Source organism: Mycobacterium sp. ITM-2016-00316 (assembly GCF_002968335.2).
Lineage (GTDB): Bacteria > Actinomycetota > Actinomycetes > Mycobacteriales > Mycobacteriaceae > Mycobacterium.
In genome coordinates, this window is sequence record NZ_CP134398.1 from 4871588 (window position 1) to 4887000 (window position 15413).

Annotated in this window: 18 protein-coding genes; 10 read left to right on the forward strand and 8 right to left on the reverse strand. The window is 64.2% G+C overall.

All coding sequences use genetic code 11. From position 1 onward, the window contains the following. Window positions 1-3 precede the first annotated feature (3 nt). Both C6A86_RS23455 and C6A86_RS23460 read right to left on the reverse strand, forming a co-directional pair. A complete protein-coding gene (locus C6A86_RS23455; protein WP_105363234.1) occupies window positions 4-591 on the reverse strand; it encodes a methylated-DNA--[protein]-cysteine S-methyltransferase in 588 nt (195 codons plus the stop codon). Next, window positions 588-1010: a sigma-70 family RNA polymerase sigma factor gene (locus tag C6A86_RS23460; protein WP_233212998.1), complete on the reverse strand. Its 423-nt coding sequence runs from the start codon at window positions 1008-1010 to the stop codon at window positions 588-590. Before C6A86_RS23460 ends, C6A86_RS23455 begins: the two co-directional genes overlap by 4 nt. A 130-nt stretch (window positions 1011-1140) precedes the next feature. On the opposite strand from C6A86_RS23460, the gene C6A86_RS23465 reads away from it, so the two are divergent. From C6A86_RS23465 to C6A86_RS23490, 6 genes are all read left to right on the forward strand, one after another. Then, window positions 1141-2346: an acetyl-CoA acetyltransferase gene (locus tag C6A86_RS23465; protein ID WP_105363236.1), complete on the forward strand. Its 1206-nt coding sequence runs from the start codon at window positions 1141-1143 to the stop codon at window positions 2344-2346. Then, window positions 2343-3860 (forward strand): carotenoid oxygenase family protein, encoded by a 1518-nt coding sequence (locus C6A86_RS23470; RefSeq protein ID WP_105363237.1) that lies wholly within the window; start codon window positions 2343-2345, stop codon window positions 3858-3860. Before C6A86_RS23465 ends, C6A86_RS23470 begins: the two co-directional genes overlap by 4 nt. 23 nt (window positions 3861-3883) lie before the next feature. Next, the gene (locus C6A86_RS23475; protein WP_105363246.1) at window positions 3884-4750 is read left to right on the forward strand and encodes a helix-turn-helix domain-containing protein; all 867 of its coding nucleotides are present in this window, start codon (window positions 3884-3886) and stop codon (window positions 4748-4750) included. Window positions 4751-4896: 146 nt separating this feature from the next. Continuing rightward, window positions 4897-5097 carry a hypothetical protein gene (locus C6A86_RS23480; RefSeq protein ID WP_233212996.1) on the forward strand — a complete coding sequence of 67 codons (201 nt, stop codon included), beginning with the start codon at window positions 4897-4899 and terminating at the stop codon, window positions 5095-5097. Window positions 5098-5138: 41 nt separating this feature from the next. Then, complete coding sequence (locus tag C6A86_RS23485; RefSeq protein WP_142406974.1) at window positions 5139-6098, forward strand: hypothetical protein; 960 nt, start codon at window positions 5139-5141, stop codon at window positions 6096-6098. A gap of 30 nt (window positions 6099-6128) precedes the next feature. Continuing rightward, the gene (locus C6A86_RS23490; protein ID WP_105363240.1) at window positions 6129-6422 is read left to right on the forward strand and encodes a hypothetical protein; all 294 of its coding nucleotides are present in this window, start codon (window positions 6129-6131) and stop codon (window positions 6420-6422) included. A gap of 145 nt (window positions 6423-6567) precedes the next feature. On the opposite strand, the gene C6A86_RS23495 is transcribed toward C6A86_RS23490, so the two are convergent. From C6A86_RS23495 to C6A86_RS23515, 5 genes are all read right to left on the reverse strand, one after another. Continuing rightward, a complete protein-coding gene (locus C6A86_RS23495) occupies window positions 6568-6852 on the reverse strand; it encodes a hypothetical protein (RefSeq protein WP_105363241.1) in 285 nt (94 codons plus the stop codon). 20 nt (window positions 6853-6872) lie between these two features. After that, complete coding sequence (locus C6A86_RS23500) at window positions 6873-8927, reverse strand: SUMF1/EgtB/PvdO family nonheme iron enzyme (protein ID WP_105363242.1); 2055 nt, start codon at window positions 8925-8927, stop codon at window positions 6873-6875. Between the two features lie 88 nt (window positions 8928-9015). Next, complete coding sequence (istB, locus tag C6A86_RS23505; RefSeq protein WP_105361437.1) at window positions 9016-9825, reverse strand: IS21-like element helper ATPase IstB; 810 nt, start codon at window positions 9823-9825, stop codon at window positions 9016-9018. Further along, window positions 9822-11306, reverse strand: a complete 1485-nt coding sequence (gene istA / locus C6A86_RS23510) for an IS21 family transposase (RefSeq protein ID WP_311100891.1) — start codon at window positions 11304-11306, stop codon at window positions 9822-9824. Before istA ends, istB begins: the two co-directional genes overlap by 4 nt. After that, complete coding sequence (locus tag C6A86_RS23515) at window positions 11191-12243, reverse strand: toll/interleukin-1 receptor domain-containing protein (RefSeq protein ID WP_311100892.1); 1053 nt, start codon at window positions 12241-12243, stop codon at window positions 11191-11193. Before C6A86_RS23515 ends, istA begins: the two co-directional genes overlap by 116 nt. Before the next feature lie 87 nt (window positions 12244-12330). Here C6A86_RS23515 and C6A86_RS23520 point away from each other — a divergent pair, with 87 nt between their 5' ends. Beyond that, complete coding sequence (locus tag C6A86_RS23520; RefSeq protein WP_158263218.1) at window positions 12331-12954, forward strand: trans-aconitate 2-methyltransferase; 624 nt, start codon at window positions 12331-12333, stop codon at window positions 12952-12954. Continuing rightward, the gene (locus tag C6A86_RS23525) at window positions 12951-13109 is read left to right on the forward strand and encodes a hypothetical protein (protein ID WP_158263219.1); all 159 of its coding nucleotides are present in this window, start codon (window positions 12951-12953) and stop codon (window positions 13107-13109) included. Before C6A86_RS23520 ends, C6A86_RS23525 begins: the two co-directional genes overlap by 4 nt. A 184-nt stretch (window positions 13110-13293) precedes the next feature. Here C6A86_RS23525 and C6A86_RS23530 read toward each other — a convergent pair whose 3' ends face one another. Next, complete coding sequence (locus C6A86_RS23530; RefSeq protein WP_311100893.1) at window positions 13294-13689, reverse strand: hypothetical protein; 396 nt, start codon at window positions 13687-13689, stop codon at window positions 13294-13296. A 495-nt stretch (window positions 13690-14184) separates the two neighbouring features. Here C6A86_RS23530 and C6A86_RS23535 point away from each other — a divergent pair, with 495 nt between their 5' ends. Together C6A86_RS23535 and C6A86_RS23540 are read left to right on the forward strand one after the other, a co-directional pair. Next, entirely contained in the window at window positions 14185-14685 is a 501-nt protein-coding gene (locus tag C6A86_RS23535) for a hypothetical protein (protein WP_105362087.1), read from the forward strand. Window positions 14686-14798: 113 nt separating this feature from the next. After that, window positions 14799-15074 (forward strand): hypothetical protein, encoded by a 276-nt coding sequence (locus tag C6A86_RS23540; RefSeq protein ID WP_105362086.1) that lies wholly within the window; start codon window positions 14799-14801, stop codon window positions 15072-15074. The last annotated feature ends 339 nt before the right edge of the window (window positions 15075-15413 follow it).

Consider the following 15413-nt stretch of genomic DNA (forward strand, 5'->3'; position numbering starts at 1 on the left):
GGGTCAGGCCGCCTCCAGCTCCAACAGCGTCGCCTTGGCCGCCATTCCGCCGGCGTACTGCCCGAACGACCCGTCGGTGCGCACCACCCGGTGGCACGGGATGACCAGCGGCAGTGGATTGCGGGCGCAGGCACTGCCCACCGCCCGCACCGCCTTGGGACTGCCGACCGCCGCCGCGACGGTCGCGTAGCTCTCCCGGCGCCCGTACCCGATCTCGCGCAGATGCACGATCACCTGGCGGCGAAACCCTTCGGCCAGCCGCAGATCGAGCGGAAGATCGAACTCGGTACGCCGGCCTGCGAGGTACTCCTCGATCTCGGTGGCGGCAACGTCGAGGCGGGCGGGGGCGTGCAGGATCCGCGGGCTGATCCGCTGGGCCAGCGTCGCAAGGACGTCTTCGTCACCGGAGAGAAACGCCACCCGCACCAGACCGAGCGGGGTGCTCGCCAGCAGCAGCCGACCGATGGCGGTGTCCAGGGTGCGGTAGGCCACGTCGAGCAGGTCGGCGTCCTGAGCCGCATGCTCCAGGCGGCGGTGCAGCCGGGCCAGGGTCGGGGCGTCGGCGTCGATGCCGTCGAAGATCTCGGTCATGCGTCCTCCTTGAGGTAGGTCGTGCGCAGCGTCTTGAGGCCGTCGGCGGCGGCGCGGCGGGCGGCCTCGGTCGACCCGCCGAGCAGATCCGCGATCTCGGCGTAGGGCAGGCCTGCCAGGTAGCGGTAGGCCAGCGTGCGGCGTTGTTTGTCCGGCAAGGCCGCCAGCGCCGACCACAGGTCCGGGTCGTGGTGATCGGTGTGCCCGGTATCGGGAACGGCATCGACCGGGGCGGGCGCCCGGGACACCGCGCGCCCGATGTCGATGGCCCTGCGGTGCGCGATGGTCACCAGCCAGGCCTCGACGTTGGCGCTCGGATCGAGTTCCGGGTAGGCCCGCAGGGCGGACAGGAAGGTCTCCGACCACGCGTCCTCGGCGTCGGTCGGGCCGACGACGGCCCGACACACCCGCAACACCATCGCGCCGTACTCGGCCACGATGTCCTCGAACGGTCGTCCCACAGTCACATTGTGTAGACGCCGCCGGCGACCGGAACGTGAGATGCCAGTTCACCCGACTTACTCTCTTAGTTGTAGTAGCGTCGGCGGCATGGGCGCCAATGTGTGGATCCTGGGCGGCTACCAGAGCGATTACGCCCGCAACCTGCAGCGCGAGGGCCGCGATCTCGCCGACCTGACGGCCGAGGTCGTCCGCGAGACCCTGGCCGCGGCACGCACACCGGCCACCGACATCGGCGTCGTGCACGTCGCCAACGCCTTCGGTGAGATGTTCGCCGCGCAAGGCCACCTCGGCGCGATGCCGGCCACCGTCGAACCCGACCTCTGGGACGTCCCGTCCTCCCGGCACGAGGCGGCCTGCGCGTCCGGCAGTGTCGCCGCACTGGCCGCCGTCGCCGATCTGCGCTCCGGGGCCTATGACAGCGCCCTGGTCATCGGGGTGGAACTGGAGAAGACGGTGCCCGGCGATGTTGCCGCCGCCTATCTCGGCGCGGCCGCCTGGACGGGGCATGAGGGCGGGGACGCCACCTTCATGTGGCCGTACATGTTCAGCCGGATCGCCGACGAGTACGACCGGCGCTACGGCCTCGACGACACCCACCTCGATGCCATTTCGCTGCTCAACTACACCAACGCCCGCGCCAACCCGAATGCCCAGACCCGGGACTGGCAGGTCGATGTGTCGTCGAATCCTGTGGTGGAGGGCCGGATCCGACGCCTGGACTGCAGCCAGATGACCGACGGCGGCGCCGGCGTGGTGCTGGTGAGCGACAACTTCCTGCGCGATCATCCCGGTGTCCGGCCGATCGGGCGCATCGACGGCTGGGGCCATCGCACCGTCGGGCTGGGCCTGCGGCAGAAACTCGACCGCGCCGCCGACGATCCTTATGTGTTGCCGCATGTGCGCGGCGCCGCCCTCGACGCGTTCGCCCGCGCCCACGTGACCCTCGACGATCTCGACGGCGTCGAGGTGCACGACTGTTTCACTCCCAGTGAGTATCTCGCGATCGACCACATTGGGCTGACCGGGCCCGGCGAGTCCTGGAAGGCCATCGAGAACGGTGAGATCGAGATCGGCGGCCGGCTGCCCATCAACCCCAGCGGCGGGCTGATCGGCGGCGGGCATCCCGTCGGTGCCAGCGGTATCCGGATGCTGCTCGACGCCGCCAAACAGGTCAGCGGCACCGCCGGTGCCTACCAGGTGGAGGGCGCAAAGACGTTCGGCACCCTGAACTTCGGCGGCAGTACCGCCACCACCGTCAGCCTTGTCGTCGGCACGACTCAGGAGGTTCTGTGAACACCGATCTCGTCGCGAAATTCGCATCCACCCTTCCCCCGGACGACGATCACCCCTACCGCACCGGCGCCTGGCGCCCGCAGACCAGCGAATGGGACGCCGACGACCTGACGGTCGTCGAGGGTGAGATCCCTACCGACCTGGACGGGGTGTATCTGCGCAACACCGAGAACCCGTTGCACCCCGCGTTCAAGGCCTACCATCCGTTCGACGGTGACGGCATGCTGCACATCGTCAACTTTCGGGACGGAAAAGCCCGCTACCGCAACAGGTTCGTCCGCACCGACGGCTTCCTGGCCGAGAACGAGGCCGCCGGCCCGCTGTGGCCCGGGATCGCCGAGCCGGTGGAGCTGGCCCAACGCGACTACGGCTGGGGTGCACGCACCCTGATGAAGGACGCCTCCAGCACCGATGTCGCCGTGCACCGCGGTGTCGCCCTCAGCAGCTTCTACCAGTGTGGCGACCTGTACCGGATCGACCCCTACACCGGCGATACCCTGGGTAAACAGGACTGGGCCCCAAGAGGATTGGGGGTATCGGCGCACCCGAAGGTCGACGACGCCACCGGCGAACTGTTGTTCTTCAACTACGGCAAGGACGCGCCGTACCTGCATTACGGAGTGGTCGACGAGAACAACGCGCTGGTCCACTACGTCGATGTCGAGCTGCCCGGGCCCCGGCTGCCGCACGATATGGCGTTCACCGAGAATTACGTGATTCTCAACGACTTTCCGCTGTTCTGGGATGCCGAATTCCTCAAGCACAACGCGCACATCCCCCGGCTGCACCGCGATATGCCGTCCCGGTTCGCGGTGCTGCCGCGGCGCGGCGGGGCCGCTGACGTCAAATGGTTCGAGGCCGACACCACCTACGTCCTGCATTTCACCAATGCCTACGAGGACGGCGACGAGATCGTGCTGGACGGGTTCTTCCAGGGCGAACCCGAACCCACCGAAGGCTTCGATAACGGGATGAACCCCAAGTGGCAGCGCATCTTCCGCGGACTGTCACTGGACGGGATGCAGACCAGGCTGCACCGGTGGCGGTTCAACCTGGTCACCGGACAGACCCGTGAAGAGCAGTTGTCGGACAGCATCACCGAATTCGGGATGATCAACTCCGGCTTCGCCGGACGCCCCTACCGCTACACCTACGCCGCCACCGGTAAGCCCGGCTGGTTCCTGTTCGACGGCCTGGTCCGCCATGATCTGCACACCGGTGCCGAACAACGGTTCGCCTTCGCTGACGGTGTCTACGGCAGCGAGACCGCCATGGCACCCCGGTCCCATATCGCCGCCGGGGCGGCTCCGCGGGCCGGCAGTACCGGGGAGGACGACGGCTATCTGATCACCCTGACCACCGATATGAACGCCGACGCATCCTACTGCCTGGTGTTCGACGCGGCCCGGGTCTCCGACGGTCCGGTATGTAAATTGGCGCTGCCCGAACGGATCTCCAGTGGCACGCACTCCACCTGGGCGCCCGGCTCGGAGCTGAGGCGCTGGCGCGAGTGACCCAGCCCAACGCGGTGGCCCGGATGCTCGGGCTGCTCGGCGACGAATGGACCCTGCTGATCGTCCAGCAGGCCCTGCTGGGTGCCTCGCGGTACGGGGAATTCGTGGAGCGGCTGCCCATCTCCCATTCAGTGCTGACCCGGCGTCTGGTCGCCATGGTGCAGCACGACCTGATGACGCGCCGCCAATACCAGTCCGGACCCACCCGATACGAGTATCTGCTCACCGCGCGCGGCCAGGCCCTGTGGCCGGTGCTGGTGGCGATCTGGGCGTGGGAGCGCCGATGGGTGCCCGAACACGCACTGCCCGCCATGCGGCACGGCGACTGCGGCCGGGACTTCACCCCGCTGCTGACCTGCCGGGCCTGCGGTGTGGAGACCGACGAGAAAGACCTTGTCGCGCAATGGGGCCCGACCGGGTCCTGGCCGTCCTCGATGCCGGTGGGATCCACCCGGCGCCGTTCCCACAGTGACCGGGCCACCCAGGCGGATCTGTTCCCGCAGACCATGAGCATCCTGGGCAACCGGTGGGCGTTCGCCATCATGGTGGCCGCCTTCGTCGGGACCACCCGGTTCACCGATTTCGCCGGCCAACTCGGGGCGCCGCCCGGGTCGCTCACCGACCGCCTGCAGATCCTGGTCGAGGGCGGTGTGCTGGACGCCGGCTACCGACTCACCGAGAAGGGCCGCGCGGTGCTGCCCATCATCGTGACCGCACTGGACTGGGCACAGCACTGGTATGTCACCGACGAGGGCCCGGCGGTGCAGGTCACCCACACCACGTGCGGCGGTGCGTTCACCGCGGTGCTGGCGTGTGATCAGTGCGTGAAGCCGCTTGAAATTCATAGCATCGCCGTAGGAACAGTCAGCCACGCGACCGACAGACACTAGCCGGGCATTCGATCAGAATCACGGTGGTGAGCGAAATGGTGCGTCAAGGCGAGGTTCTGCTAATCCCGACGTCCGGTGTTCTGTTCGGCGATCGGTTCGCCGTCCGAAACTACATTGTCGGACATTCCGAGTCTGGACATCACCATGTGCTGCAGTCAGATAGCCATTTCGACGTGATCGTCGATGGCGGCGAGCTGCTGGTCGATCTTCGCGACACCGCACGACTGATCCACCAAGCGCAGTACGACCAGCATCAGAGCCTTCCGGTGTCCCCGGGCACCTACCGCGTACTGCGAAAACGGCGCTACCACCCGATCGAGGACCGTCACGACTTCGCCGGCGACTAATGGCCGGACCCGCAGCGTCGGCGCAGTGGGCTGTGGAGCGCATGAACTCGGTCACGGCCGCGCACCCGCGTTGGGATGAAGACGCCGTGACAGCGGCGATGCACCGGTACTTCGCGGGTCTAGATGTAGCCCAGCCGAACTGGACCTATGTCGCCGAGTCGCCCGAAGAGGCCCGCGCCATGCGTCGGCCGTGTGGCAATGTGCTGAACGACCACTACGTCGATCGGGTGAGGCGGCGATTCGGCGCGGAGCGAGACCAGCTTGGCGCGTCAGCGAAAGCAGCCATTTCCGAACAGTTGGACCGACTGGGCGACAACACTCTTTTCGTAGCTCTGGCCTCCGTGGTGCGGGACCAACCACTGCCGTCCGACGACTTGTTTGGCGCGCATACCGACGTGGCCGGGGCGATCTGCGCCCGCGCCGCCGACATGAGTGCCGAGCTGTTGTGGGTGTGGGATCAAATTCTCATCGCCTTCGAAAACGGCCTCGGCTGGTACTCGTTCGTCGACAACGGAGGGCTGATACTGCTGCCCCAGCCCACAATGGTGATTCCTGATCAGCGCCTGCATCGAATCGATGGACCAGCGGTCGTCTGGCCTGACGGTACGAGTGACTACTTTCTCGAGGGTGTCGCGCTGGATACCGCGCTGTACCGCCGCATCGTCGATCGCGCGATGACAGCCGAGCATGCGCTCGCCTTGGCCGACCCCGACCAGCGATTGTTGGCTATCGCCGCAGCGCCGGCCGGTGATGTGCTGGCTTTGTTGGGTGCACACCATGTCGATACCGGAGCGAAAGGCACCAGCCTGTACCGGATCTGCGACCACTTCGAGCCCGACCATGACGACTACTGCATCACCATGGTTGATCCCAGCACCGGTCGAACGTATCTGGAGTGGGTCGATCCCGAAGTCGCCGAGGAGGGTGACGCCGAGCTGTGCCAGGCTCGCCTGTTCGGGATCGAGCTGAAGGACTGGTTGGCGTTGCGCACCGAAGCATGAGCCAGCCCATCCCATCGAAAGGACCACCGCATGAATGAAACTGACGTCCTCATGTTCTCGGCGGTCAAGTACCCGTCGGGCGAGATCGTCACCGGTCGCCGTCACCGCTATGTGTACAAACAGATGGCTGACAGAGGCATTATCAGCCGAGCTGGCTGTATCGAGGGGTTCGTCGGCAAGGGCGGGGTCTTCTACACCCGACAAGAAGCGATCCCCGTCGCGATCGCGGCTCGCCAGTTGGCCGGCGACCACTGCGGCGAACTGACGAGTGAGGCCCTTTGGCCGCTGACGGCGGCAGAGAAGAGCCGTTGGGATGAGCGGTAGCGGCCGATACAACAGCGCCAGAACCCATGCACCGAACTGCTCGGCATACAGCGGCTTTGGCCCCACTTGAACAGGTGTCACGTCTGGGAGGTGACGGATGTACTAGCCGCTGTGGCGACAACGCTGACCGTGAGCGGTGCACACGTCAGAACCAGAGTTCCGACATCGGATCTGGGTTCTGAGTAGATGACTCGGGTAGCCCGAGCAGTTGCCGAGCCGAGTAGTCCCTGATCGGCACAACGTAGGTGGCCCAGCCGGGATCATCCGGGGATACCGAGCACCAAACCTGTTCGCCGACCGCGAGTGTACGGAACCCATCGGATACGATCTCGACGTAATCGCACCGCAGCAACCGTCCATCCTCCAGTTGAATTTGATAAAGGCTAGCCTGCTTGAGCTGGCCGCCTCCGGCGCTGTCGCGCCCGATCACTGCGCCCTTGTGTTGCCTATTCAACCGGCCACCACCCGGAATCCGACTGCATTGCTCCGAGTTGCGGGAGTGGCGACAGAACGCGATGACAGAACGCACGCCCGCAGCGGATTGTCGTAGGATCCGCCGGCGACCACGCGGTGCTCTCCCAGGTCCGTCGCCAACCACTCCCAAACGTTACCCACCATATCGAGAGCTCCGGATCCAGCGCGATTGGCTGACAAATCACCGGACGGTCGACCCGACCGCGGCGTGATCACGTTAGCGCGCATCGCCTCTCGCCACGCCGTGTAGTCCAGGATCGGCTTGCCAGCGCTCTGGTCGGCACAGTTGACGCGATTCCTGACGGGATCGTCTCCCCAAGGGAATATTCGACCGTCCCAGCCACGGCCGGCAATCTCCCACTCAACGGATGTCGGCAATCGTGTTCCCAACCATCGGGCGAAGGAATCCGCCGCCCACCAACTGACACCTACTGCGGGATGATCTGCGAAACGCTTTTGCCGGTAGTAGAGATCAGGCAATCGTTCGTGCATGGGGTGAAGCTGCGCCTCGCTCGGCAGACCGGGACTCAGCTCAGAGAGCGAAGGAAGATCCGGAATCGCACGAATGAACTCGCGGAACTCTCCCGCGGTGACGACTCTGTCAGAGAGCCGAACTGTAGTTTCCTTGCTAACGGCCACAACGCAGTTCGGTGGCCCCACCAGCGCCAGTTTCGCCATCGAAACGCTGCCGGCCGCGGCAACCGAGAGCAATCGGATCAGACGTCTGGTCGTCTCGCCTACCGATACGCCGACCCAGCGGGATGGATCGACTCCACATGACGCCGCCACCACATAGTCTATGGCACTTCGTAATTCACGGGGCGGACGGTGCTGATGTACACCCACGAGATTGAACGCTTGTAGGTCGAGTTCCTGAGCGCTCGCCGGTGCGACGCAGCCGCCTCGTGCCAGGCTGGCAAGCTGCTGGCGCGCCAATGCGGGCGGAAACCCTGCACCACGGTCGAGAATCCGCTCGACCGCTATGCAATCCGAGAGCTGCCGGGCCGCCGAAACTTCGTCTTCGACCCACATTGCCGTTGACACCGCGTCGATCAGCCTGTCGCCTGTAGTGGCAACGGCCGCTCCTCCGCGCCGCCTTCTTGCACGCACCATCGCCATGCGCGGCAATCCCGCGACGTCGACGCCGGTCGAGCGAAGCGTCTGCACCAGCACGTCGCTGACCGCAGGCTCGTCCAAGAAGAACTCCCGTACGACAGAGGAATCACGTAGTGCTGCATCACGGCCGGCCATCACTACAGTGGACGAGTAGCTCAAGAACGAACACAACCTGGCAAAAGTACGGGCCACGTGGGTCGGTTCGTCGAACTCGGTCGCACACTCTATGGAGTCCAATAGAAGCGCAGCCCGCCCTGAACGGACCAGGTAACTCACGAGCTCACGGGTGCGAGGTTGGACTTCGATCGGAAAGTACTCGCGAAGTTGCGTATCGAGAGCGTGCTCGGCGCCCTCGATGTCCGACGCCGCATAGTCAACGAGAAACCGAATGCGTGGTGCACCTGGCCATCCGGTTACCGCCAGCTCGCGCAACGCGGACGACTTGCCTACCGAGGGTGGTCCGTACACGAGAACATTGCCACGACCAACACTCAATGCTGCGACGATCTGCGGTGCCAGCGTGCTGTGCGTCGGCGCTGACGGTGGTGTGTCTCCAAGCGAACGAATTCCGGTGAAGCGAAGCACGAACTGTTCCGGAGTAAGGTAAGTCGCTGCGCCATCTCCATCACCGATGCCTTCCGACCTGGCAAGGACGAGGAAACGGGAAGAGACTGGAACTTCCTCCGACGGGAAGATTCGGCCGCGTGATTCACGCGAGATCTGATCGATAGCGCCCTCGGTCTCAGCCAGCACGATCTCCAGATACTTGTTCAAACCTCCACGGGATCGCTCGAAGACCATGTAGACGACGTCTCGTCGCGGCACTAGTTCCGAACCCTGCAGCCAACCGGCTTCCAGCATGAGCCCCGACAGAAACGAGGCATCGTCTCGCAGGCTAGCGGTCAGCTCCTCCATTCCCCAACGTCGCGTTCTCAAGTGTCAATGGCCAAGTGGAAGTCCCCGCTGGTGGCCGGATAAAAGTCCCCACCCCGTGTGGTGATTCCTAGGTTGGTTGGGTGGTCTCCTTCCGGTGTTGGGCGTCTTTCATGCGGTAGGAGTCGCCGTCGGTGATGACGACGGTGGCGTGGTGCAGCAGCCGGTCCAGGATGCTGACTGCGGTGGTGTGCTCGGGCAGGAACCGGCCCCATTCTTGGAATGGCCAGTGCGATCCGATGGCCAGCGAGCGGCGTTCGTAGGCGCCGGCCACGAGCCGGAACAATAGTTGGGTGGCGGTGTCATGGAGCGGGGCGAAGCCCAGTTCGTCGAGGATGATCAGATCGACCCGGAGCAGGGATTCGATGATCTTGCCGACGGTGTTGTCGGCCAGGCCGCGGTAGAGGGTTTCCACGAGGTCGGCGGCGGTGAAGTAGCGGACCTTGTGCCCGGCATGGATGGCAGCGATGCCCAGTCCGATCAGGGTGTGGGACTTACCTGTTCCGGCGGGTCCGATGATGGCCAGGTTCTGTTGTGTGCGTATCCATTCCAGGCTGCATAGGTAGTCGAACACCTTCGGCTGGATCGAAGAGTCAGCCACGTCGAACGACTCGAGTGTCTTGGTCACTGGGAAGCCGGCGGCCTTGAGGCGGTTGACGACGTTGGAGGCATCCCGGGCCGCGAGTTCGGTTTCGATCAGGGTTCGCAGCACTTCCTCGGGGGTCCAGCGTTGGGTCTTCGCGGTGATCAACACTTCGGGTGCGGTGCGTCGGATCGCGGCCAGTTTGAGTCGCCGTAACCCGGCGTCGAGATCAGCGGCCAGCGGCGGAACTGACGGTGGCGCAACGGGTTTTACGGCCTTCGCTGATGTGCTGGTCATGACGTGACACCTCCGTCGGCCGGGATCACCGTGTAGGCGTCCAGCGAACGCATCGGGGCGACCGGGAGGTCCAGGATCAGCGCGTCCCCGGGCGGGCGGGGTTGCGGGGTTCCCGCGCCGGCGGCCAGGATGGAGCGCACGTCGGCAGCGCGGAACCGCCGAAAGGCCACCGCCCGGCGCAACGCCGCGGTCAGTGCGTCGGTGCCGTGCGCGGCACCCAACCCGAGCAGGACCTCCAGTTCAGAGCCCAGTCGAGTGTTGCCGATCGCCGCGGCTCCGATGAGGAATGCCTCGGCATCCGCGCCCAGAGCGCAGAACTGCTGCTCGGTCGTGGTTCGGGGTCGTGGACCCCGGTTTGGTGCTGGTCGTGGCCCGTCGTAGTGTGCGTCGAGGATCGACGCACTGCCTGGGGCGGCGAGTTCGTGTTCGGCCACGACCGTCCCGGTGGCGGGTTCGACCAGGCAGACCGCGCCGTGATCGACCACGACGGCGACGTTGGTCCCGATCAGCCGGGTCGGTACGGAGTAGCGGGCCGAGCCGTATCGGATACATGACAGTCGGTCGACCTTGCGCAGTACCGAGGGTGCCCCGATCTGCAACCGCAGCGACGGTAGTGGTTGCAGCAGTTCACGTTCGACGATCAGTCGTTCGTTGGGAACGGTACAGATCTCCGAGTGCATCGTGGCGTTGACTTCGGCACACCATGCTCTCGCCGCCGTGTTGGCGGCCCGCAGATCCAGACCGCGGCCCGCGATGGCGGCCTCGGTTAACAACGGGACGGCCAGGTCGCGTTGGGCGTAGCCGCACAAGTTCTCCACGATGCCCTTCGATTCGGGATCCGATGCGTGGCAGAAGTCGGGTGCGAACCCGTAATGTCCTGCCAGCCGCACGTATTCGGCGGTCGGGATCACCACGTTGGCGACCACCCCGCCCTTGAGGCACGCCATCCGGTCGGCCAACACCCGGGCCGGCACGCCGCCGATCGCGTTGAACGTTTCTGCGATCAGTGCCAGCGTGGTGGAGGCTTTCTGGTCGGTGGCGAACGCGACGAACCGCCACCGTGAGAACGCCAGCACCGCGCAGAACAGGAACAATCCCGGCGCGGCCTGGGCCCAGTCGATGACCAGATACTCGCCCGGTGACCACACCGCCGGGCGTCGCCCTCGATGATGCTCGTTGCGCCACAACGTCTTCGCCTCGGCGACCAGGCGGCGGAAGTTGCGGGCGGATCCCTGATAACCGGCAGCCCTGGCAATGGGCAGCATCCGCTTGGCCGACATCCGGCCCTGGGACTTCGCGATACGTTCGGTGACCAAGTCGGTCACCGCATCGTAGTTGTGGGCCCGTTGGGCCCGTGGCGGTATGTTATCGCCGGCTTCGAACTTCTTCACGATCCGTTTGACGGTCTTGGGGGTGGTGTGGCAGAGGTCGGCAGCACCTCGGTACGACCCGACTTGTTGGTAGGCGGAAATGATGTCCATGCGGTCCTTCGCAGACTTCAATGGAACTCCCCGGTGGTGGTGTCTGGTTGGCACCTTCACCGTCACCATCGGGGCCCACAGTTCCTGATCGACACGACGAACACGGGGTGGGGACTTCTATCTGGCCACCAGCGGGGACCTCTACTTGGCCACCAGAGAGGACTTTTTCATGGCCACGGACACGCAAGACGCTCAAGATCGACATCAACTGGTCGATGATCTTGGTCGTCGAATCCATCGACGCGGGACGCACTGACGCATGACGCGCCAGATCTTGGATGGTGGCGAAAGCAGCTACCAGTGACTGGTACTCGAAGTGGTCTCGACAACCGAGGATCAGATCCTGCATTTCATCGGGTGGGGGCGCGGGCAGCTGATAGCCAGACCAGAGCTGCCGCAGTATGGCGATAGCGATCTGACACACACTGGCCACCGCACCGGTGAGATCCTGGCGATCCACCGCAGCAAATACGGCGGACAGATCGACCTCTAGGCGACTCACGACGGACTGATAGTCGGCCAGAGCATCGCGAAGTGACGAAACCGTACCCATTGCATGAATCCGCTGGGCTATCTGGGCAGCTGACTCAGGCCCCCAGACCAGATCCTGGCTGGAAGCAAGCAGCATCTCCAACGAGCCGTTCGTGTATTTCGTCCGTCCGTCCAGCCAGACCGCTATGCGACGGCGACCTCGATCGTGCGCTGCCTGCATCTCCCGGAAGACTTCGTCAGACGCCTGAGAATAGGACGAGAGCAACACGACGATGCATTCGCAGTCGCCGATTCCTTCGATCAGCCGGTCTCGATATCTCTCATCACCGGGTGCGATATCCCGATGGTCGATGAAGCACTGAGCAGACAATCCCTCGAGCGCCTCGACAAGCTGGTCGGCCCTGATTCGATCTTCCGATGCGTAACTAAGGAAATAGTCCCGCATGCCACTCTCCTTATTTTATTGCAGTTCACACGAGCCGAGACGCATGTTCAGCAAACGCAACATTGCTATCATCGCTGCGCTTCATCCATGCCTACACCCAATGATGGGAAAGCAAGTAGTACTGCCAACCACTACGCCCGCCTGGCAGCTGACTATCACGATCTGTGGGACCGAACTCCTACTTTTCGCGAGTGGATGGTCAAGCGAGTTGTCGATGTGACGGAAACCCGGCCCGGGAATCGCATCGCGGATATTGGTGGCGGTACCGGAATCTTCTCGGTAGAACTATTGCGCCAACTTGACGGCGAAACAACGGTGCATCTGGTTGATCCGTCGGCAGAAATGCTTGCCCAGGCGCAGCCGCATCCGAGTATCCGACCCGTGTGTGCGGCGGCCGAGAACAGCGTGCTGGCGCTGTCCGCAGCAAGTGCCGCCGAATTCGACCTTGTTCTGGTCAAGGAGGCAGTGCACCACTTCGTCGACATTCCCAGCACACTCACACAATTGAGCGCGCTCGTCGCGCCGGGGGGCGCGCTGCTCATCGTCATGCTGCCAACGCGGATCGAGTACCCCCTGTTCGATGCAGCGCTGGAACGCTTCACCTCACTTCAGCCCGACCGTAGGGACATTGTCAACGCACCGCGACAGGCTTGGAGGTTTCGCGGAACACATGGGGGTTCGATGTGGAGATGCCGAAGCAGCATTGGATGACGATGGTTGAGAAACGATTCATGTCGCTACTTTCGACGTTTCCGGACGATGAACTCGATCGGGGGTTGCGAGAGATTGGCGACAGTCTCGCTGCCGCCGAGGTGGTGCGATTCACCGATAGCTTTGAGTTCATTCTCGGCCGCAATAAAAGTTGACGGCTGGCCAACCATTCCTGCGGCAACGGTTGAGCACCTAGTCGTGGACCAATCTAGCCACTCTGTGTACCAACATATTCGAAGCGGGAGCAGCCCGCCGCCGCCTGTCGCCCCAGCCTGTCGGCTCCGGTTGAACCCGGAGCCGACAGGGGACATTCATTGCAAGTCGCGCACTGGCCGAGCGTCAGAAGTAGTAGCTCTTCCAAGGCACCGGGTTCTTGATGGTGCGCTCCACGGTGTTCCAACCACCCGGAGTCCTCAAGAACCCGTACACGCAGTACACCTGCGCGACGATCTTGACGTTGCCGCGGGCCCCGACGTCGAGTCGCGCCCAGCGCTGGTTGTTAGCGTTGACCGTCACCCGGCCTGGGAAGGCTGCAACCTTGACGTGTTGGACAGAACCGCCCTTCGCACCACAGTTGCCGTCACTGTAGTTCGGAAAGATGGTCACCCACCCGGCCGCACTCGCTTGGGGAGGGGCGATCGTCTGCTGGGTGAACATCGCCAGCATCGCCACGAGGGCGAGCGCTGCTGCCGCGATATGTCGGGGGATAACGCCGAGGGTGTGTGACTTGTTCATGACACTAGGAAATCACGACACCCCTCCGCCCCATTGCTTCTACGCAACCGCGGCGTCGGGCTCGGCCGATATGCCTCGAGTAGATGCTATCGGGTTGTTCCCCAGCCGATCTCGGCCATGCGACCGATAGAGACTCAGGGGAAGGGCCAGCCGGCGCGGGGGTCAAACATCAGCCCCGCGCCTGCAGCCACTCCCGAATCCGTATAGCCGGACTGCACGACGGCGTATTGGCGACCTCTGCGATGGCGTTGCGTTCACAATGAGGCCGCTCGAGCCTGCTACCGCTATCCGAGCAATGCCCATGCCCAGCGAGAGAATTAGGACGTTCGTACGACAAAATCAGCCGGGCGACGGCCCAGATTCAACGTCGGGACGAGTCTTGCGCAGCGCGAGCACAAGACTCGCGGATGTTGGCGCGGGCCGCCGACAAATTGCGGCGAACTGTCGGTCGGTTGCCTGACGGTGCGGACCCGCCATCGCGCATATTCTCAAACGGTGCACCCGGCCGGACGGCTCATCCACTACCTATGGGGTTCGCCCGCTCACTCTGAGGTTTCCGTCGAGATACCGACCCTCTACGACAGCGAGGCGGTCGCCCGATCCGAGGTGGGCGTGGTCATGACGTTGAGCCGGATGGTCCACGGCGATCGGACCGCGAATACCACCAGCTGGTATCTGTTGACAGTCAAGACCGCCCAGTTTCCCCTCGACAATCTCGACGATGTCTTCATCGGCTATCAGGTGGACTCCACGTTCTATCCCGTGGCCGGCGGTTGGACCGCCACCTCGCTCGCCGCACCATGGGTGGCGTTCATCGGCGAGTTGGAATCCCAGCGCGCATCGGAAGCCTCGCTCCCGTGGAGTAGGAGCATGCTCGCGATCCACCGCATTGCCGACGTCGAGAGGATCGACCTCTCCTACTTTCGTTTCGCACCATGGGGCATCGAATTGGTGGTGCGTCCCCTGCACATCTGCGTCACCGAACCGTTGTTCTGAGCGGGCGTCGGTCATTGGTCCGACAGCGATCCATCGACTGTTCTGATACGTTCCGCGGAAGGGCGCCGCGGACTCCGGAGTCGATGGCGGCACCGCCGAGAGGGATCGTCGCTATGGGCCATCTGCGCTGGGTCGTCGTGATCGAAACCAGGTCGAACCAGGCGCTGGTGTTCCGGACCAACAAACAACTCCTCAACGTCTCCGCATCCAGGCTGATCTGGTCGGTCGGCTTCGAGTGGATCCCGGCGGCCACCGACGACGAACATGTCGAACATGTCGGGAAGGCGTCCGGCCTCGGTGTACTGCTGGCGACCCCAGAGGTGGGGCGCAAGATCATCGAGGCTGTCACCACTCGGGCCGTGCGCGAGGCACCCGACCTGGAAGTGTAGGGCGTCGTCGGAGACACCGACCTGAGTGACGACGACGGCATCATCGCCGACGTAGGGGTTGGTGACGCGCTCGGATCAGCACAACGCGCGTCTGCCCTGTGGCGCCCCTACCGGTGCGGCACCCAGTCACGGGACCAGAACTTGCCCTACACCCAGACGTGTTCCTTCACAGGACAACCCGCCGGTGCTGTGATCAACCAGGGGCGTGGTGCAGATCAGGTCAGCCTCACTGTGTCCCAGGATGTCGCTGCACTGTGGCGCGCCGCGGGTGAGCAGCGTAAGAAACTCGTCGCGCGACTGCAGAACGCGCCACCCAACGGCACGCACGCCATCGTCCAG